Origin of the sequence: Microbacterium sp. zg.B48, from assembly GCF_024623505.1 — a bacterium.
GTDB lineage: Bacteria > Actinomycetota > Actinomycetes > Actinomycetales > Microbacteriaceae > Microbacterium.
Map to the genome: position 1 here is coordinate 14,803 of NZ_JANJFE010000009.1, position 15,929 is coordinate 30,731.

The window sequence follows — 15,929 nt, forward strand, 5'->3', positions numbered from 1 at the left end:
CCATGGCTGACCAGAATCTCGCGCTCGACGTGCGAAGCGCCGACGGCAAGAAGGCCGGCTCGGTCGAGCTGCCCGCCGCGCTCTTCGACGTCAAGACCAACATCCCGCTGATCCACCAGGTCGTCGTCGCACAGCGTGCGGCGGCTCGCCAGGGCACCCACTCGACCAAGCGTCGCGGTGAGGTCTCCGGTGCCGGTCGCAAGCCGTTCAAGCAGAAGGGCACCGGTAACGCCCGTCAGGGCTCGATCCGCGCGCCGCACATGACCGGTGGTGGCGTCGTCCACGGACCCAAGCCGCGCGACTACTCGCAGCGCACCCCCAAGAAGATGATCGCCGCCGCCCTCCTGGGTGCGCTCAGCGATCGTGCCCGCGGGGAGCGTCTGCACGTCATCGAGTCCTTCGGCATCGAGGGCGCGCCCTCGACCAAGGCCGCTGCCGCGTACCTGGCCGAGGTCGCGCAGACCAAGCGCGTCCTCGTCGTGATCGACCGCAACGACGAGATCACCGTCAAGAGCGTCCGCAACCTCGCGTACGTCCACGTGCTGCCGGTCGACCAGCTCAACGCCTACGACGTGCTCGTCTCCGACGACATCGTCTTCACCAAGGCTGCCTACGACGCGTTCATCGCGGCGAAGGCTCCCGCGACCGAGGAGGTCTCGGCATGACCGACCTGCAGACGTCCCTGAACAAGGACCCGCGCGACATCATCCTCAAGCCGGTCGTGTCGGAGAAGAGCTACGGGCTCATCGACGAGGGCAAGTACACGTTCCTCGTGGACCCCCGTGCGACCAAGACGGAGATCAAGCTCGCCATCGAGAAGATCTTCGGCGTCAAGGTCGCCGCGGTGAACACGATCAACCGCGTCGGCAAGGTCCGCCGCACCCGCTTCGGCGCCGGCAAGCGCAAGGACACCAAGCGCGCGATCGTCACGCTCAAGTCGGGAACCATCGACATCTTCACGGCAGTCGGCTGACGGTCGGGACGAAGGACACATAACCATGGCAATTCGCAAGTACAAGCCCACGACCCCCGGTCGCCGCGGCTCGTCGGTGGCGGACTTCGCTGAGATCACCCGATCGACGCCCGAGAAGTCCCTCCTCCGCCCGCTGTCCAAGACCGGTGGCCGCAACAACCAGGGCCGCATCACCACCCGCCACATCGGCGGTGGCCACAAGCGCCAGTACCGCGTGATCGACTTCCGTCGCAACGACAAGGACGGCATCGACGCGAAGGTCGCTCACATCGAGTACGACCCGAACCGCACCGCCCGCATCGCGCTGCTGCACTACGCGGACGGCGAGAAGCGGTACATCATCGCGCCGAACAAGCTGTCGCAGGGCGACGTGGTCGAGTCGGGTCCGTCCGCGGACATCAAGCCCGGCAACAACCTGCCGCTGCGCAACATCCCGACCGGTACGGTCATCCACGCCATCGAGCTCCGCCCCGGCGGCGGCGCGAAGATGGCACGCTCGGCCGGCGTCGGAGTGCGTCTGGTCGCCAAGGACGGCCCGTACGCCCAGCTGCGTCTGCCCTCCGGCGAGATCCGCAACGTCGATGCGCGCTGCCGCGCGACCATCGGCGAGGTCGGCAACGCCGAGCAGTCGAACATCAACTGGGGCAAGGCCGGCCGCAACCGCTGGAAGGGCATCCGCCCGACCGTCCGCGGTGTGGCAATGAACCCGGTCGACCACCCGCATGGTGGTGGTGAGGGTAAGACGTCCGGTGGACGTCACCCCGTGACTCCGTGGGGCCAGAAAGAGGGCCGCACACGTCACGCCAACAAGGAAAGCGACAAGTACATCGTCCGTCGTCGCAACGCCGGCAAGAAGCGCAAGTAGGAGTAGAGGAAGATGCCACGCAGTCTTAAGAAGGGCCCCTTCGTCGACGAGCACCTGCTTCGCAAGGTCGTCGTCCAGAACGAAGCGGGAACCAAGAACGTCATCAAGACCTGGTCACGCCGGTCGATGATCGTGCCGGCCATGCTCGGCCACACGATTGCCGTCCACGACGGTCGCAAGCACATCCCTGTGTTCGTGACCGAGACCATGGTCGGCCACAAGCTGGGCGAATTCGCGCCCACCCGCACCTTCCGCGGGCACGAGAAGGACGACAAGAAAGGCCGTCGCCGCTAGGCGACTGAGGAGGTAGAGAAATGGTGGAGTCAATCGCACGTGTGCGACACATCCGCGTGACCCCTCAGAAGGCTCGTCGTGTCGTCGCCCTCATCAAGGGCAAGCAGGCCCAGGAGGCACTTGCCATCCTGAAGTTCGCGCCGCAGAGCGCGAGCGAGCCGATCGCCAAGCTGGTAGCAGCCGCGATCGCGAACGCTCGGGTCAAGGCCGACAAGGATGCCGAATACCTGGACGAGCAGGACCTGTACGTGGCCAACGCGTACGTGGACGAGGGGACGACGCTCAAGCGTTTCCGGCCCCGCGCCCAGGGTCGCGCGTTCCAGATCAAGAAGCGCACGAGCCACATCACGGTCGTGCTCTCTACCCCGGAGGTCGCCGACACGGCTGCTGCTCCGGCTAAGACCAAGAAGGCGAGCAAGTAATGGGCCAGAAGGTAAACCCGTACGGCTTCCGCCTCGGCATCACCACCGACCACGTGTCGCGCTGGTTCTCCGACTCGACGAAGCCTGGACAGCGCTACGCCGACTACGTGGCCGAGGACATCAAGATCCGCAAGCTGCTGCAGTCGAACCTCGATCGGGCCGGCGTCAGCAGCATCGAGATCGAGCGCACGCGTGATCGCGTTCGCGTCGACATCCACACCGCCCGCCCGGGCATCGTGATCGGCCGCCGCGGCGCCGAGGCCGAGCGCATCCGCACCGACCTCGAGAAGCTCACCGGCAAGCAGATCCAGCTGAACATCCTCGAGGTCAAGAACCCCGAGGCTGACGCTCAGCTGGTCGCGCAGGGCATCGCCGAGCAGCTCTCCGCTCGCGTGGCGTTCCGCCGCGCGATGCGCAAGGGCCTGCAGGGTGCTCAGCGTGCCGGTGCCAAGGGTGTCCGCATCCAGGTCTCCGGCCGCCTCGGCGGCGCCGAGATGAGCCGTTCGGAGTTCTACCGCGAGGGTCGTGTGCCCCTGCACACGCTGCGCGCGAACATCGACTACGGCTTCTACGAGGCCAAGACCACCTTCGGCCGCATCGGCGTGAAGGTCTGGATCTACAAGGGCGACCTCACCAACAAGGAACTCGCTCGCGAGCAGGCCAACGCACCCAAGGCGCCCCGTGGTCGGGACGACCGTGGCGGCGACCGTCGGCGTGCCCCGCGCAACGATGCCCCCGTCGCAGAAGGAGCGTCAGCCTGATGCTTATCCCCCGCAAGGTCAAGTTCCGCAAGCAGCACCACCCGGGCCGCTCCGGTCAGGCGACCGGTGGCACCAAGGTGTCCTTCGGTGAGTACGGCATCCAGGCCATCACGCCCGCTTACGTGACCAACCGTCAGATCGAGTCCGCTCGTATCGCCATGACGCGTCACATCAAGCGCGGCGGAAAGGTGTGGATCAACATCTACCCCGACCGTCCGCTCACCAAGAAGCCGGCCGAAACCCGCATGGGTTCCGGTAAGGGTTCGCCCGAGTGGTGGGTCGCGAACGTCAAGCCGGGTCGCGTCCTCTTCGAGGTCGCCGGTGTGAGCGAGGAACTCGCTCGCGAGGCACTGACCCGTGCCATTCACAAGCTGCCCCTGAAGGCACGCATCATCAAGCGCGAGGAGGGCGACGCGTAATGGCGATCGGCACCAAGCAGCTCGCTCCGAGCGAGCTCGACACGTACGAAGACCAGCGCCTCGTCGAGGAGCTGCGCAAGGCCAAGGAAGAGCTGTTCAACCTGCGCTTCCAGTCGGCCACCGGCCAGCTCGACAGCCACGGCCGCATCCGTGCGGTCAAGCGCGACATTGCGCGGCTTTACACCGTCATCCGTGAGCGCGAGCTCGGCATCCGTGCCACTCCCGCTCCCGTGGAGGCGGCGACGAAGGCTAAGAAGACGAAGGCCAAGAAGGCGGACTCCGCCGACGCGGCCGTGAAGGAAGAGGCCGAGTAATGGCTGAGCCCACGAAAACCCCCGCGGCCCCCAAGAAGGCCGCGCCCAAGAAGACCGCTGCCGCGGCAGAGGTCGCGGCGCCCGTGGAGCCTGCCGAAGCGCAGGTCAAGGGTCACGAGTCCTCCGAGCGCGACGTTCGCGACTCCGAAGCCCGTGGCTACCGCAAGGCCCGCCGCGGTTACGTCGTCAGCGACAAGATGGACAAGACGATCGTCGTGGAGGTCGAGGACCGCGTCAAGCACCCGCTCTACGGCAAGATCATCCGTCGCACCTCGAAGGTCAAGGCCCACGACGAGGCGAACGCCGCCGGCATCGGCGACTTGGTCGTCATCAACGAGACCCGTCCGCTCAGCGCCACGAAGCGCTGGCGCCTGGTCGAGATCCTCGAGAAGGCCAAGTAGGCCTCGGCCTGCTTGGAACCCAAGGAGTAACAAGTGATTCAGCAGGAATCCCGCATCAAGGTCGCCGACAACACCGGCGCGAAAGAGCTGCTCACCATCCGTGTGCTCGGCGGCTCGAAGCGCCGCTACGCCGGACTGGGTGACACCATCGTCGCAACGGTCAAGGACGCGATCCCCGGCGGCAACGTCAAGAAGGGCGATGTGGTCAAGGCCGTCATCGTCCGCACCAAGAAGGAAACGCGCCGTCCCGACGGCTCGTACATCAAGTTCGACGAGAACGCCGCCGTCATCCTGAAGAACGACGGGGAGCCCCGCGGCACCCGTATCTTCGGACCGGTCGGCCGCGAACTTCGTGACAAGAAGTTCATGAAGATCGTCTCGCTGGCCCCGGAGGTCATTTAGTCATGGCGAAGATCAAGAAGGGTGACCTGGTTCAGGTCATCACGGGCGCCAAGCCCGAGCGTGGCGGAGACCGCGGCAAGCAGGGCAAGGTCCTCGAGGTCCTGGCCGAGCAGAACCGCATCATCGTCCAGGGCGTGAACTACGTCACCAAGCACACCCGCGTGGGCCAGACCCAGCGCGGGACCAAGACGGGCGGCATCGAGACCTTCGAGGCGCCCATCCACATCTCCAACGTCGCCGTCGTCGACCCCTCGACCAAGAAGCCGACCCGTGTCGGCCACCGTGTCGAGGAGCAGACGAAGGATGGCGTGAAGCGCACCGTCCGGGTGCGCTACGCGAAGAAGTCAGGCAAGGACCTCTGATGAGCACCAACACTGCCGCGCCGGCTGGCAAGATCCAGCCGCGCCTGAAGCAGAAGTACCGCAGCGAGATCGCGCCTTCCCTGCAGAAGGAATTCGGCTACGTCAACGTCAACCAGATCCCCCGGATCGTCAAGGTCGTCGTGAACACCGGTGTCGGCGAGGCAGCTCGCGACAGCAAGGTGATCGATGGCGCCGTCGACGATTTGACCAAGATCACCGGTCAGAAGCCCGTGGTGACCAAGGCCCGCAAGTCCATCGCACAGTTCAAGCTGCGCGAGGGTCAGGCCATCGGCGCTCACGTCACCCTGCGCGGAGACCGCGCCTGGGAGTTCCTGGACCGTCTCGTGTCGCTCGCGCTGCCCCGCATCCGCGACTTCCGCGGCCTGTCGCCGAAGCAGTTCGACGGCACCGGCAACTACACGTTCGGTCTGCAGGAGCAGTCGGTCTTCCACGAGATCGACCAGGACAAGATCGATCGCGTGCGCGGCTTCGACATCACCGTCGTCACCACCGCGAAATCGGATGCCGAGGGTCGCGAGCTTCTGCGCGGACTGGGCTTCCCGTTCCGCACCGAGGACGCACAGGCATAACCCATCCACCTCGAGCTCGACGGCCCCGGTCGTGGAGTAGCCCGCACAGCGGGCGCGTCGAGACACCACAGGTCGGCCGCCGCGTAACGGCGTACGAAACCTGGTGAACGAAGGAAACAAACACATGACAATGACAGACCCGGTCGCAGACATGCTGACCCGTCTGCGCAACGCGAACTCGGCGCACCACGACTCCGTGTCGCTGCCGAGCTCCAAGCTCAAGACCCACATCGCGGAGATCCTCAAGCGCGAGGGCTACATCGCCGAGTGGAGCGTCGAAGACGCTCGCGTCGGACAGACCCTCACGCTGACGCTCAAGTACGGCCCGAACCGCGAGCGGTCGATCGCCGGCATCAAGCGCGTCTCCAAGCCCGGCCTGCGTGTCTACGCGCGCTCGACCGAGATCCCCACGGTTCTCGGTGGCCTCGGCGTCGCGATCCTGTCCACCTCCTCCGGTCTTCTCACCGACCGTCAGGCTGAGCAGAAGGGCGTGGGTGGGGAAGTCCTCGCCTACGTGTGGTGATCTGACATGTCGCGTATTGGACGTCTGCCGATCGACATCCCCGCCGAAGTGACCATCACGGTCGACGGCCGGAATGTCGCAGTCAAGGGGCCGAAGGGCGAGCTCGCGCTTGCCGTCGCGTCCCCCATCGAGGTCAAGGTCGAGGAGGGTCAGGTGCTGGTCACCCGTCCCGACGACGAGCGCGAGTCGCGTTCGCTGCACGGCCTGACCCGCACGCTGATCAACAACAACATCATCGGGGTGACCCAGGGCTACACCAAGGGCCTCGAGGTGGTCGGTACCGGTTACCGCGTTGCGCAGAAGGGCGGCTCGATCGAGTTCGCGCTCGGCTTCTCGCACCCCGTGCTCGTGGAACCCCCCGCCGGGATCACGTTCACGGTCGAGGGCAACAACAAGGTCACCGTGAGCGGCATCGACAAGCAGGCCGTCGGCGAGGCGGCTGCGAACATCCGCAAGATCCGCAAGCCCGAGCCCTACAAGGGCAAGGGTGTGCGCTACGCCGGCGAAGTTGTGCGGCGCAAGGCCGGAAAGAGTGGTAAGTAACCATGGCTGTTAAGACGAAGTCCGACGCGCGCGCGCGTCGTCACGCCCGCCTTCGCAAGAAGGTCGTCGGCACCGAGGCGCGCCCGCGCATGGTCGTGACCCGTTCGGCACGCCACGTGTTCGTGCAGGTCGTCGACGATGCCAAGGGTCACACCGTGGCCTCGGCATCCACCCTCGAAGCGGACCTGCGTGCGTTCGATGGTGACAAGACCGCCAAGGCTCGCAAGGTCGGCGAGCTCCTCGCCGAGCGCGCGAAGGCCGCCGGCGTCGAGGATGTCGTGTTCGACCGCGGTGGCAACCGCTACGCGGGCCGTGTCGCGGCGATCGCCGATGGCGCCCGTGAAGGGGGACTGAACCTGTGAGTGATAACAAGGAGACCGAAGTGGCAGTTTCTGCCGATCAGACGGCGCCTGCTGCCGCCGCGACCGACGCACCTGCGGCGGCCGAGGCTGTCGCTGCTGCCCCCGAGCGTGAGCGCGAGCCCCGCCGTGGCGGCCGCGAGCGCAACGCCAACCAGCGTGACCGCGGGTCGCGGGATGCCGACAAGAGCCAGTTCCTGGAGCGCGTCGTCACCATCAACCGCGTCTCGAAGGTCGTCAAGGGCGGTCGTCGGTTCAGCTTCACGGCTCTGGTGGTCGTGGGCGACGGAAACGGCGTCGTCGGCGTCGGCTACGGGAAGGCTCGCGAGGTTCCCCTCGCGATCTCGAAGGGTGTCGAAGAGGCCAAGCGCAACTTCTTCCGCGTTCCCCGCGTCGGCCTGACCATCCCGCACCCCGTCCAGGGTGAGGCTGCCGCCGGTGTGGTGCTGCTGCGTCCCGCCGCGGCCGGTACCGGTGTCATCGCCGGTGGTCCCGTGCGTGCCGTGCTCGAGTGCGCCGGCATCCACGACGTCCTGTCGAAGTCGCTCGGTTCGTCGAACACGATCAACATCGTGCACGCGACCGTCGCGGCCCTGAAGATGCTCGAAGAGCCCCGCGCGGTCGCCGCGCGTCGCGGACTCGAGTTCGACCAGGTCGCCCCCGCCCGTCTCGTCCGCGCGGAGGCAGACGCCGCCGCCGCAGCGAAGGTAGGTGCATGATGGCCGCCCGGCTGAAGGTCACGCAGACAAAGTCCAAGGTGAGCGAGAAGCAGAACCAGCGTGACACGCTGCGCAGCCTCGGTCTGAAGCGGATCGGCGACTCCGTCGTCCGTCCCGACGACGCGCAGACGCGCGGTTACGTCAAGACCGTCGCTCACCTCGTGAAGGTTGAGGAGATCGATTAATGGCTGACAAGGCTGAGAAGAAGGACGCCGTCGAGGCGGAGGCGAAAGCCACCAAGGCGACTGCTCCCAAGAAGGCTGCGGCAGCCAAGGCCGACAAGCCCGCTGCCGAGAAGAAGGCGCCCGCGAAGTCGGCCGCCTCCGACAAGGCGGACACGGCTGAGAAGGCCGCGCCCAAGGCGAAGGCCGCGCCCAAGAGCAAGCCGAAGGCGGATGCTGCGGCATCCCGCCCCGGTGTGCTCAAGGTGCACCACCTGCGTCCGGTCCCCGGAGCCAACACCGCCAAGACCCGCGTGGGTCGCGGTGAGGGCTCCAAGGGCAAGACCGCCGGTCGCGGCACCAAGGGCACCAGGGCGCGCAACAGCGTCCGGGTCGGCTTCGAGGGTGGGCAGATGCCCCTCCACATGCGCACTCCCAAGCTGCGCGGGTTCAAGAACCCGTTCCGCGTGGAGTACCAGGTGGTCAACCTCGAGAAGCTGGCCGAGCTCTACCCCTCGGGTGGCGACGTCACCATCAGCGACCTCGTCGCCAAGGGCGCGGTTCGCAAGAACGAGAAGGTCAAGGTGCTCGGCGCCGGCGACATCGACGTGAAGCTGAACGTTTCCGTCGACAAGGTCTCCGGCTCTGCGGAGCAGAAGATCGTCGCGGCGGGCGGATCCGTCAAGTAGTCATACCCGGTGGGGGGGGGGGGGGGGGGGCGGCGGGGGGGGCGGGGGGGGGGGGGGGGGGCGCCCCCCCCCCCCCCCACTGCGTTACCCTGGGAGTTGATGCGCCCTGTCGCGTGTCGGCATCCCCTCTGGAGGCATCCTCTTGTTCAGCGCCATAGCGCGGGTCTTCCGTACACCCGACCTTCGTCGGAAGATCGCATTCACCCTGGCGATCATCGCCATCTATCGCTTCGGCGCGCACATCCCGGCGCCGTTCGTGGACTTCCCGAACGTGCAGTCCTGCCTCCGCCAGAGTGCGGGCACCGAGGGCCTGCTGTCGCTGGTCAACCTGTTCTCGGGTGGCGCGCTGCTGCAGCTGTCGATCTTCGCTCTCGGCGTCATGCCGTACATCACGGCGACGATCATCGTGCAGCTGCTGCGCGTGGTGATCCCGCACTTCGAGACCCTCTACAAGGAGGGCGCGGCCGGTCAGTCCCGTCTGACCCAGTACACGCGCTACCTGACCATCGCCCTGGCGCTGCTGCAGTCCACGACGCTGGTCACGGTCGCCCGCAGCGGGCAGCTGTTCGGCTCCACCGGCGTTCCCGAGTGCGAGCAGCTCCTCACCAACGACGTGTGGTGGGCGCAGTTGCTGATGATCATCACGATGACCGCCGGCACCGGCCTGATCATGTGGTTCGCCGAGCTCGTCACCGAGCGGGGCATCGGCAACGGCATGTCGCTGCTGATCTTCGTCTCGATCGCCGCGGCCTTCCCCGCGTCGATGTGGGGCATCGCCCAGTCGCGCGGCTTCGAGGTGTTCCTGCTCGTCCTGGCCGTCGGCATCCTGGTCGTCGCGCTGGTGGTGTTCGTCGAACAATCCCAGCGCCGCATCCCGGTGCAGTACGCCAAGCGCATGGTGGGCCGGCGCACCTACGGCGGAACGAACACGTACATCCCGATCAAGGTGAACATGGCCGGCGTCGTGCCCGTCATCTTCGCCTCGTCGCTGCTGTACATTCCTGCGCTGATCGCGCAGTTCAACCAGCCGCAGGCGGGCCAGGAGGCCCCCGCGTGGGTGGCGTGGATCGCGCAGTACCTCACCACCGGTGACAGCCCGCTGTACATGCTCGTGTACTTCCTGCTCATCGTCGGCTTCACCTACTTCTACGTCGCGATCACGTTCAACCCGGTCGAGGTCGCCGACAACATGAAGAAGTACGGCGGCTTCATCCCCGGCATCCGTGCCGGTCGTCCGACCGCCGAGTACCTGGACTACGTGCTGACCCGCATCACGCTCCCCGGCTCGCTGTACCTCGGCTTCATCGCCCTGCTGCCCCTGATCGCCCTCGCGGCGGTCGGCGCCAACCAGAACTTCCCGTTCGGCGGCGCCTCGATCCTGATCATCGTCGGCGTGGGCCTGGAGACGGTCAAGCAGATCGACGCCCAGCTGCAGCAGCGCCACTACGAAGGGCTCCTCCGATGACCGCGGCCGGATCGGCTCAGCAGCCCGGAGGCGCACGCCTCCTGATCGTCGGACCCCAGGGCTCCGGCAAGGGGACCCAGGGTGTGCGCATCGCGCAGGCGTTCGGCATCCCGGCCATCTCGACCGGCGACATGTTCCGCGCCGCGATCGCGAGCGGGTCGGAGCTGGGCACGCAGGTCACCGAGATCATCCAGGCGGGAAACCTCGTGCCGGACGAGCTGACCACCGCCGTGGTGCGCGACCGGCTCTCCCAGGCCGACGCGGCGCACGGGTTCCTGTTGGACGGCTACCCGCGCAACATCGGCCAGGTCGGCGACCTGGACGAGTTCCTCGGCGGTCGCGGTGAAGAGCTCGACGCCGTCATCGAGCTCGCCGTGCCCCGCGCGGAGAGCATCGAGCGGCTCACCCTGCGCGCGCAGGAGCAGGGACGCGACGACGACACCGAGCAGGTGATCGCCAACCGCCTGGCCATCTACGAGCGCGAGACCGCACCCATCCTCGAGGTCTACCGCGAGCGGGGCATCGTCGACCGGATCGACGGCGTCGGCTCGCTCGATGAGATCAGCGCCCGGATCATCGCCGCGCTCGAGCAGCGCGGACTGATCCGGACCGCCGCGGCCTGACGTGCGTCTCCCGTGACCCCGTCTCTGCCCGGCCGCCGCTCGATCTACAAATCGACCGCTCAGCTGCAGGCGATGATCGAGCCCGGCCTGATCACCGCGGCCGCGCTGGAGGCCATCCGGGCGCTGGTGGCCCCCGGGGTGACCACGCTGGAACTGGATGCCGCGGCATCCGCGGTCATCACCGCGCGCGGTGCGAAATCCAACTTCCAGATGGTGCGCGGCTATCGGCACACGATCTGCGCGTCGATCAACGAGCAGGTGGTGCACGGCATCCCGTCCGCGCGTGCCCTCGAGCCCGGTGACATCGTCTCGATCGACGCGGGTGCCGAGTACCGGGGCTGGAACGGCGACTCGGCCATCACGTTCGTCGTGCCGGACCCGACACGTCCGGAGCTGGTCGCGGAGCGCGAAGAGCTCTCCCGCGTGACCGAGGGCTCCCTGTGGGCCGGCATCGCCGCGCTGGCCACCGCACGCCACCTCGGCGAGGTCGGCGGCGCGGTGCAGGATTACATCGACGCGTCCGGCCACGGCTACGGCATCCTGCGCGAGTACGTCGGGCACGGGATCGGCCGCAAGATGCATGAGGCGCCGTCCGTGTTCAACTACCGTGTCGCCGACCCCGGCCCCGAGGTGAGACCCGGCCTGGCGGTCGCGATCGAGCCGATGGTCGTCATCGGCGATCAGGCGACCTTCGTCGAGGACGACGACTGGACCGTCTCGACTCTGGACGGCACAGCCGGTTCCCACTGGGAACATAGCGTCGCAGTGCATGATGGAGGCATCTGGGTGCTGACGGCACCCGACGGCGGTGCCGCCGGGCTGGCGCCGTTCGGGGTGACTCCCCGCGAGATCGGATAGGACACGCAATGGCTGCTCCCGCGCGCAAGATGAACTGGTTCGCAATCGGGGTGACCGCGGTCGTCGTGGTGGTCCTGGTCGTCGTCGCGGTGATCGTCGTCCAGCTGAACAACAGCTCCGCCCCGGATGCCGGCCCCACCGTCACCCCGCAGGCGCCCAGCGTGGACGCCGAGACCGGCGCCATCGCCGTCGGCAGCGGAGAGCAGACGATGGACACCTACATCGACTTCATGTGCCCGGTCTGCAACCAGTTCGAGCAGCTCTACGGTGAGGCGATCCAGGGACTGGTCGCGGACGGCACGATCACCCTCAACATCCACCCGATCTCCATCCTGGACCGCCAGTCGCAGGGCACCCAGTACTCGACGCGGGCGGCGAACGCGATGTACTGCGTCGCGCTGACCCAGCCGGAGCTGTCGGTGCCGTTCATGCAGGCGATGTTCGCGAACCAGCCGGCCGAGGGGACGCCCGGGCTCACCGACGCGCAGATCCTGGAGGTCGCCTCCGGGGTGGGCGCATCCGGGATCGACGCCTGCGTGACCGAGGGCGAGTTCGCGACCTACGTCGCGGCGATGACCGAGAAGACCCCGGTCGCCCCGGGCGCGGCCGGCGTCGGCACGCCCACCATTGCGATCAACGGCGCGGTCATCGCGAACTCGACTCTGCCCGACCCGGCTCAGCTGGGCACACTGTTCGAGTGAGCCCCGCGGCATCCGGTGCCCCAAGTTGCCGATAGGTCCTTTTATCACGTATGATTGACCCTTGGTGCGTTGCGCCTTCATCGGCGTGTCTCGACACCAAATCCCACCCAAACGCAGACCGACCAGTCTGCCAGGCGTTAGCGAGTGTATGGCGAAGAAAGACGGTGTCATCGAGATCGAGGGCGTGATCTCCGAGGCGCTTCCCAATGCGATGTTCCGCGTTGAGTTGAGCAACGGACACAAGGTGCTCGCCACGATTTCGGGCAAGATGCGGCAGAACTACATCCGCATCATTCCGGAGGACCGCGTGGTCGTGGAGCTCAGCCCCTACGACCTGACCCGCGGCCGTATCGTCTACCGCTACCGCTAGACCGGTCGAGAAGTAACGGCCCGAACGCCGGCGCCCCGCGCCGCGCGCGACGGTACGAAGACAGCGAACAGGAAAAAACATGAAGGTCAATCCCAGCGTCAAGCCCATCTGCGATCACTGCAAGGTGATCCGCCGTCACGGCGTCGTCATGGTCATCTGCAAGTCCAACCCGCGCCACAAGCAGCGCCAGGGTTGAGTCGAGTCGGATCACCGCCGTGAAACGGCGTTGATGCGACTCGGGTCAAGATCCAGTAGCGCGCGCAGCGCGCGTATCGAGATCTCGGCCACAGACACAACTCCATAAAGACTTCTCCTCCGTCTCGCTACGCGGCCGCGCCGCTACCCGATGACCGGGGGAGGACCACAAGCAGATTCAGAACCTCCTCGGAGGGGACACCTCGGGCTGGAGGCCCGGGCACCGATTCTGCTCCACACCTCCATCACACTCCAGGAGAACCGCATGGCACGTCTTGCCGGCGTTGACATCCCGCGCGACAAGCGCGTGGTGATCGCCCTCACCTACATCTACGGCGTAGGCCCCAACCGGTCGAAGGACATCCTCGCAGCGACCGAGATCAGCCCTGACGTCCGCGTCAAGGACCTCACGGACGAGCAGCTGATCCAGCTGCGCGACCACATCGAGGGCAACTACAAGGTGGAGGGTGACCTCCGTCGCGAGGTCGCCGCCGACATCCGCCGCAAGGTCGAGATCGGCTCGTACCAGGGCATCCGCCACCGTCGTGGCCTGCCCGTCCACGGTCAGCGGACCAAGACCAACGCACGTACCCGCAAGGGCCCCAAGCGCACCGTCGCCGGCAAGAAGAAGGCGCGCTAGGCCGCCGCCTGCGCATCAGGATTCAGGAGAATCGCACATGGCTGCACCTAAGACCGCCGCGCGCAAGCCGCGTCGCAAGGAAAAGAAGAACATCGCACTGGGCCACGCCCACATCAAGTCGACGTTCAACAACACGATCGTCTCGATCACCGACCCGTCCGGCGCTGTCATCAGCTGGGCGTCCTCGGGCGGCGTGGGCTTCAAGGGCTCGCGCAAGTCGACTCCGTATGCCGCTGGCATGGCCGCCGAATCGGCCGCCCGCCAGGCGCAGGAGCACGGCGTCAAGAAGGTCGACGTCTTCGTGAAGGGTCCCGGCTCCGGCCGCGAGACCGCCATCCGTTCGCTTCAGGCCGCCGGCCTCGAGGTGGGTTCGATCAACGATGTGACGCCGCAGGCGCACAACGGCTGCCGCCCGCCCAAGCGCCGCCGCGTCTGAGACCCCTTCGCGCCGCGCGCGGTCTGCTCCACAGCCCCAGACGGTTGTCGAGCAGGCCGCGCAGCGGCCGTATCAGGTCACGGATGCCGCGGCACGTGGTTCACGGCATCCTCGAGAAAAACTCAACACAACTCATCACTGCAAGTGTCAAATAGCGGGCACTTAGCCGAAAGGAACACATAGTGCTTATTGCACAGCGTCCGACACTGACCGAGGAGAAGATCGGGGAGTTCCGCAGCCGGTTCATCATCGAACCCCTGGAACCCGGTTTCGGTTACACGATCGGCAACGCGCTGCGTCGCAGCCTGCTCTCTTCGATCCCCGGCGCAGCTGTCACCAGCATCCGTCTGGACGGCGTCCAGCACGAGTTCAGCACGATCCCCGGCGTGAAGGAAGACGTCACCGAGATCATCCTGAACATCAAGCAGCTCGTCGTCTCGAGCGAGCGCGACGAGCCCATCACCGCGTACCTGCGCAAGACGGGTGCCGGCGAGGTCACTGCCGCTGACATCTCGGCTCCGGCCGGCGTCGAGGTGCACAACCCCGAGCTGGTCATCGCCACCCTGAACGACACGGCGAAGTTCGAGCTCGAGCTGACGATCGAGCGTGGCCGCGGCTACGTCTCGGCCACCCAGAACCGCAACGAGTACGCCGAGTCGGGCCAGATCCCCATCGACTCGATCTACTCGCCCGTGCTCAAGGTCAGCTACCGCGTCGAGGCCACCCGTGCCGGCGAGCGCACCGACTTCGACAAGCTCGTGCTGGACGTCGAGACGAAGAACTCGATGGCACCGCGTGACGCCGTCGCTTCGGCCGGTCGCACCCTGACCGAGCTGTTCGGCCTGGCGCGCGAGCTGAACGTCGAGGCCGAGGGCATCGAGATCGGCCCCGCGCCGGTCGAGACCGTCCTGTCCAACGAGCTGTCGATGCCGATCGAGGACCTCGACCTGTCCGTCCGGTCGTACAACTGCCTCAAGCGTGAAGGCATCAACACGGTCAGCGAACTGGTCGCCCTGTCGGAGACGCAGCTGATGAACATCCGCAACTTCGGTCAGAAGTCGGTCGACGAGGTGCGCGACAAGCTCGTCTCGCTCGGTCTGTCGCTGAAGGACTCGGTCCCCGGGTTCGACGGTGCACACTTCTACGGCGGCTACGACGACGAAACCGTCTGAGTCCCGGTTCCCCCGAATTCTGATCCTGGAGTAATGAAGAATGCCTAAGCCCACGAAGGGACCCCGCCTCGGAGGCGGACCCGCACACGAGCGCCTCATGCTGGCGAACCTCGCCGCGGCCCTGTTCACGCACAAGTCGATCAAGACGACCGAGACCAAGGCCAAGCGCCTGCGTCCCCTCGCCGAGCGACTGGTCACGTTCGCCAAGCGCGGCGACCTGCACGCGCGTCGTCGCGTGCTGTCGATCATCGGTGACAAGGAAGTCGTGCACGTCCTGTTCACCGAGATCGCGCCGCTGGTCGCCGACCGTGAGGGTGGCTACACCCGCATCACGAAGGTCGGAAACCGCAAGGGCGACAACGCCCCCATGGCGGTCATCGAGCTCGTCCTCGAGCCGGTGAACCCGAAGCCGAAGAGCGCGAAGAAGGCCGCTGCCGCCGCAGCTGCCGCGCCCGCTGCCGAATCGGCTCCCGCCGACGAGGTCGAGGCTGACGGGACCGTCACCGAGGCCGACGAGGCCGCCGAAGCCGCGGTCGAGATCGCCGCGGACGACGAAGCCGCCGAAGAAGCCGCGGTCACCGCCGAGGCTGCCGAGAAGGCCTAGCACCTCAGCTCTGCCAGCGAGACCCGCGTGCCTGCCGGCACGCGGGTCTCGCTGCGTTGCGGGGGGCG

Annotated in this window: 28 protein-coding genes; all 28 read left to right on the forward strand. The window is 66.8% G+C overall.

All coding sequences use genetic code 11. The features are described from left to right. Nucleotides 1-2: 2 nt before the first annotated feature. The 28 genes from rplD (at nt 3) to rplQ (ending at nt 15,861) form a co-directional block, all read left to right on the forward strand. Nucleotides 3-665, forward strand: coding sequence for a 50S ribosomal protein L4 (rplD, locus tag NQ152_RS06890; RefSeq protein ID WP_257523477.1), 663 nt, complete (start codon nt 3-5; stop codon nt 663-665). Continuing rightward, nucleotides 662-973: a 50S ribosomal protein L23 gene (gene rplW / locus NQ152_RS06895; RefSeq protein WP_257501489.1), complete on the forward strand. Its 312-nt coding sequence runs from the start codon at nt 662-664 to the stop codon at nt 971-973. The genes rplD and rplW overlap by 4 nt, the downstream gene beginning before the upstream one ends. Nucleotides 974-998: 25 nt before the next feature. Then, nucleotides 999-1,838 (forward strand): 50S ribosomal protein L2, encoded by an 840-nt coding sequence (gene rplB, locus NQ152_RS06900; protein ID WP_257501490.1) that lies wholly within the window; start codon nt 999-1,001, stop codon nt 1,836-1,838. Between the two features lie 12 nt (nt 1,839-1,850). Beyond that, nucleotides 1,851-2,132 (forward strand): 30S ribosomal protein S19, encoded by a 282-nt coding sequence (gene rpsS, locus NQ152_RS06905; RefSeq protein ID WP_257501491.1) that lies wholly within the window; start codon nt 1,851-1,853, stop codon nt 2,130-2,132. Between the two features lie 20 nt (nt 2,133-2,152). Beyond that, complete coding sequence (gene rplV, locus NQ152_RS06910) at nt 2,153-2,554, forward strand: 50S ribosomal protein L22 (protein WP_257501492.1); 402 nt, start codon at nt 2,153-2,155, stop codon at nt 2,552-2,554. Then, nucleotides 2,554-3,315 carry a 30S ribosomal protein S3 gene (gene rpsC / locus NQ152_RS06915; RefSeq protein ID WP_257501493.1) on the forward strand — a complete coding sequence of 254 codons (762 nt, stop codon included), beginning with the start codon at nt 2,554-2,556 and terminating at the stop codon, nt 3,313-3,315. The genes rplV and rpsC overlap by 1 nt, the downstream gene beginning before the upstream one ends. Beyond that, complete coding sequence (gene rplP / locus NQ152_RS06920; RefSeq protein WP_257501494.1) at nt 3,315-3,734, forward strand: 50S ribosomal protein L16; 420 nt, start codon at nt 3,315-3,317, stop codon at nt 3,732-3,734. The genes rpsC and rplP overlap by 1 nt, the downstream gene beginning before the upstream one ends. Beyond that, nucleotides 3,734-4,048, forward strand: coding sequence for a 50S ribosomal protein L29 (gene rpmC, locus NQ152_RS06925; RefSeq protein ID WP_257501495.1), 315 nt, complete (start codon nt 3,734-3,736; stop codon nt 4,046-4,048). The genes rplP and rpmC overlap by 1 nt, the downstream gene beginning before the upstream one ends. 83 nt (nt 4,049-4,131) lie before the next feature. Beyond that, entirely contained in the window at nt 4,132-4,449 is a 318-nt protein-coding gene (rpsQ, locus tag NQ152_RS06930) for a 30S ribosomal protein S17 (protein ID WP_257501503.1), read from the forward strand. A gap of 33 nt (nt 4,450-4,482) precedes the next feature. Continuing rightward, on the forward strand, nt 4,483-4,851 hold the full coding sequence (gene rplN, locus NQ152_RS06935; protein ID WP_257501496.1) for a 50S ribosomal protein L14: 369 nt from the start codon (nt 4,483-4,485) through the stop codon (nt 4,849-4,851). Nucleotides 4,852-4,853: 2 nt separating this feature from the next. Beyond that, nucleotides 4,854-5,213 carry a 50S ribosomal protein L24 gene (rplX, locus tag NQ152_RS06940; RefSeq protein ID WP_257501497.1) on the forward strand — a complete coding sequence of 120 codons (360 nt, stop codon included), beginning with the start codon at nt 4,854-4,856 and terminating at the stop codon, nt 5,211-5,213. Then, nucleotides 5,213-5,803: a 50S ribosomal protein L5 gene (gene rplE, locus NQ152_RS06945; protein ID WP_257501498.1), complete on the forward strand. Its 591-nt coding sequence runs from the start codon at nt 5,213-5,215 to the stop codon at nt 5,801-5,803. Before rplX ends, rplE begins: the two co-directional genes overlap by 1 nt. Before the next feature lie 124 nt (nt 5,804-5,927). Then, nucleotides 5,928-6,326 carry a 30S ribosomal protein S8 gene (rpsH, locus tag NQ152_RS06950; protein ID WP_257501499.1) on the forward strand — a complete coding sequence of 133 codons (399 nt, stop codon included), beginning with the start codon at nt 5,928-5,930 and terminating at the stop codon, nt 6,324-6,326. A gap of 6 nt (nt 6,327-6,332) precedes the next feature. After that, a complete protein-coding gene (gene rplF, locus NQ152_RS06955; protein WP_257501500.1) occupies nt 6,333-6,869 on the forward strand; it encodes a 50S ribosomal protein L6 in 537 nt (178 codons plus the stop codon). Nucleotides 6,870-6,871: 2 nt separating this feature from the next. Then, entirely contained in the window at nt 6,872-7,231 is a 360-nt protein-coding gene (gene rplR / locus NQ152_RS06960) for a 50S ribosomal protein L18 (RefSeq protein WP_257501501.1), read from the forward strand. After that, nucleotides 7,228-7,947, forward strand: coding sequence for a 30S ribosomal protein S5 (gene rpsE, locus NQ152_RS06965; RefSeq protein WP_374113573.1), 720 nt, complete (start codon nt 7,228-7,230; stop codon nt 7,945-7,947). Before rplR ends, rpsE begins: the two co-directional genes overlap by 4 nt. Further along, nucleotides 7,947-8,132, forward strand: a complete 186-nt coding sequence (rpmD, locus tag NQ152_RS06970) for a 50S ribosomal protein L30 (protein ID WP_039402995.1) — start codon at nt 7,947-7,949, stop codon at nt 8,130-8,132. The genes rpsE and rpmD overlap by 1 nt, the downstream gene beginning before the upstream one ends. Beyond that, a complete protein-coding gene (rplO, locus tag NQ152_RS06975; protein WP_257523478.1) occupies nt 8,132-8,797 on the forward strand; it encodes a 50S ribosomal protein L15 in 666 nt (221 codons plus the stop codon). The genes rpmD and rplO overlap by 1 nt, the downstream gene beginning before the upstream one ends. Before the next feature lie 142 nt (nt 8,798-8,939). Then, complete coding sequence (secY, locus tag NQ152_RS06980) at nt 8,940-10,262, forward strand: preprotein translocase subunit SecY (protein ID WP_257501505.1); 1,323 nt, start codon at nt 8,940-8,942, stop codon at nt 10,260-10,262. Next, nucleotides 10,259-10,885: an adenylate kinase gene (locus tag NQ152_RS06985; protein ID WP_257501506.1), complete on the forward strand. Its 627-nt coding sequence runs from the start codon at nt 10,259-10,261 to the stop codon at nt 10,883-10,885. Before secY ends, NQ152_RS06985 begins: the two co-directional genes overlap by 4 nt. 24 nt (nt 10,886-10,909) lie before the next feature. Further along, nucleotides 10,910-11,743 carry a type I methionyl aminopeptidase gene (gene map, locus NQ152_RS06990; protein WP_257501673.1) on the forward strand — a complete coding sequence of 278 codons (834 nt, stop codon included), beginning with the start codon at nt 10,910-10,912 and terminating at the stop codon, nt 11,741-11,743. A gap of 8 nt (nt 11,744-11,751) precedes the next feature. Next, nucleotides 11,752-12,444 carry a DsbA family protein gene (locus NQ152_RS06995; RefSeq protein ID WP_257501507.1) on the forward strand — a complete coding sequence of 231 codons (693 nt, stop codon included), beginning with the start codon at nt 11,752-11,754 and terminating at the stop codon, nt 12,442-12,444. Between the two features lie 148 nt (nt 12,445-12,592). After that, the gene (gene infA, locus NQ152_RS07000; protein ID WP_017201569.1) at nt 12,593-12,814 is read left to right on the forward strand and encodes a translation initiation factor IF-1; all 222 of its coding nucleotides are present in this window, start codon (nt 12,593-12,595) and stop codon (nt 12,812-12,814) included. Between the two features lie 79 nt (nt 12,815-12,893). Continuing rightward, nucleotides 12,894-13,010 (forward strand): 50S ribosomal protein L36, encoded by a 117-nt coding sequence (gene rpmJ / locus NQ152_RS07005; protein ID WP_056224002.1) that lies wholly within the window; start codon nt 12,894-12,896, stop codon nt 13,008-13,010. Nucleotides 13,011-13,274: 264 nt separating this feature from the next. Next, nucleotides 13,275-13,649, forward strand: coding sequence for a 30S ribosomal protein S13 (gene rpsM / locus NQ152_RS07010; RefSeq protein WP_257523479.1), 375 nt, complete (start codon nt 13,275-13,277; stop codon nt 13,647-13,649). A 37-nt stretch (nt 13,650-13,686) separates the two neighbouring features. Continuing rightward, the gene (rpsK, locus tag NQ152_RS07015) at nt 13,687-14,085 is read left to right on the forward strand and encodes a 30S ribosomal protein S11 (protein ID WP_257501509.1); all 399 of its coding nucleotides are present in this window, start codon (nt 13,687-13,689) and stop codon (nt 14,083-14,085) included. A 182-nt stretch (nt 14,086-14,267) separates the two neighbouring features. Further along, nucleotides 14,268-15,257, forward strand: a complete 990-nt coding sequence (locus NQ152_RS07020; RefSeq protein WP_257501510.1) for a DNA-directed RNA polymerase subunit alpha — start codon at nt 14,268-14,270, stop codon at nt 15,255-15,257. A gap of 40 nt (nt 15,258-15,297) precedes the next feature. Then, nucleotides 15,298-15,861: a 50S ribosomal protein L17 gene (gene rplQ, locus NQ152_RS07025; protein ID WP_257523480.1), complete on the forward strand. Its 564-nt coding sequence runs from the start codon at nt 15,298-15,300 to the stop codon at nt 15,859-15,861. Nucleotides 15,862-15,929: the final 68 nt, after the last annotated feature.

Excerpts from the sequence above, each read along its gene's own strand:
- rplV (WP_257501492.1), top strand. The coding sequence starts at position 2,153 with ATGGTGGAGTCAATCGCACGTGTGCGACACATCCGCGTGACCCCTCAG.
- rpmJ (WP_056224002.1), top strand. The coding sequence starts at position 12,894 with ATGAAGGTCAATCCCAGCGTCAAGCCCATCTGCGATCACTGCAAGGTG.
- infA (WP_017201569.1), top strand. The coding sequence starts at position 12,593 with ATGGCGAAGAAAGACGGTGTCATCGAGATCGAGGGCGTGATCTCCGAG.
- rpmC (WP_257501495.1), top strand. The coding sequence starts at position 3,734 with ATGGCGATCGGCACCAAGCAGCTCGCTCCGAGCGAGCTCGACACGTAC.
- rpsC (WP_257501493.1), top strand. The coding sequence starts at position 2,554 with ATGGGCCAGAAGGTAAACCCGTACGGCTTCCGCCTCGGCATCACCACC.
- rpsS (WP_257501491.1), top strand. The coding sequence starts at position 1,851 with ATGCCACGCAGTCTTAAGAAGGGCCCCTTCGTCGACGAGCACCTGCTT.
- rplR (WP_257501501.1), top strand. The coding sequence starts at position 6,872 with ATGGCTGTTAAGACGAAGTCCGACGCGCGCGCGCGTCGTCACGCCCGC.
- rplO (WP_257523478.1), top strand. The coding sequence starts at position 8,132 with ATGGCTGACAAGGCTGAGAAGAAGGACGCCGTCGAGGCGGAGGCGAAA.
- rpsK (WP_257501509.1), top strand. The coding sequence starts at position 13,687 with ATGGCTGCACCTAAGACCGCCGCGCGCAAGCCGCGTCGCAAGGAAAAG.
- rplP (WP_257501494.1), top strand. The coding sequence starts at position 3,315 with ATGCTTATCCCCCGCAAGGTCAAGTTCCGCAAGCAGCACCACCCGGGC.
- rplW (WP_257501489.1), top strand. The coding sequence starts at position 662 with ATGACCGACCTGCAGACGTCCCTGAACAAGGACCCGCGCGACATCATC.
- rplQ (WP_257523480.1), top strand. The coding sequence starts at position 15,298 with ATGCCTAAGCCCACGAAGGGACCCCGCCTCGGAGGCGGACCCGCACAC.
- rpsH (WP_257501499.1), top strand. The coding sequence starts at position 5,928 with ATGACAATGACAGACCCGGTCGCAGACATGCTGACCCGTCTGCGCAAC.
- rplX (WP_257501497.1), top strand. The coding sequence starts at position 4,854 with ATGGCGAAGATCAAGAAGGGTGACCTGGTTCAGGTCATCACGGGCGCC.
- rpsM (WP_257523479.1), top strand. The coding sequence starts at position 13,275 with ATGGCACGTCTTGCCGGCGTTGACATCCCGCGCGACAAGCGCGTGGTG.
- rplE (WP_257501498.1), top strand. The coding sequence starts at position 5,213 with ATGAGCACCAACACTGCCGCGCCGGCTGGCAAGATCCAGCCGCGCCTG.
- NQ152_RS06985 (WP_257501506.1), top strand. The coding sequence starts at position 10,259 with ATGACCGCGGCCGGATCGGCTCAGCAGCCCGGAGGCGCACGCCTCCTG.
- rplB (WP_257501490.1), top strand. The coding sequence starts at position 999 with ATGGCAATTCGCAAGTACAAGCCCACGACCCCCGGTCGCCGCGGCTCG.
- rplF (WP_257501500.1), top strand. The coding sequence starts at position 6,333 with ATGTCGCGTATTGGACGTCTGCCGATCGACATCCCCGCCGAAGTGACC.
- NQ152_RS06995 (WP_257501507.1), top strand. The coding sequence starts at position 11,752 with ATGGCTGCTCCCGCGCGCAAGATGAACTGGTTCGCAATCGGGGTGACC.
- rpmD (WP_039402995.1), top strand. The coding sequence starts at position 7,947 with ATGGCCGCCCGGCTGAAGGTCACGCAGACAAAGTCCAAGGTGAGCGAG.
- rplD (WP_257523477.1), top strand. The coding sequence starts at position 3 with ATGGCTGACCAGAATCTCGCGCTCGACGTGCGAAGCGCCGACGGCAAG.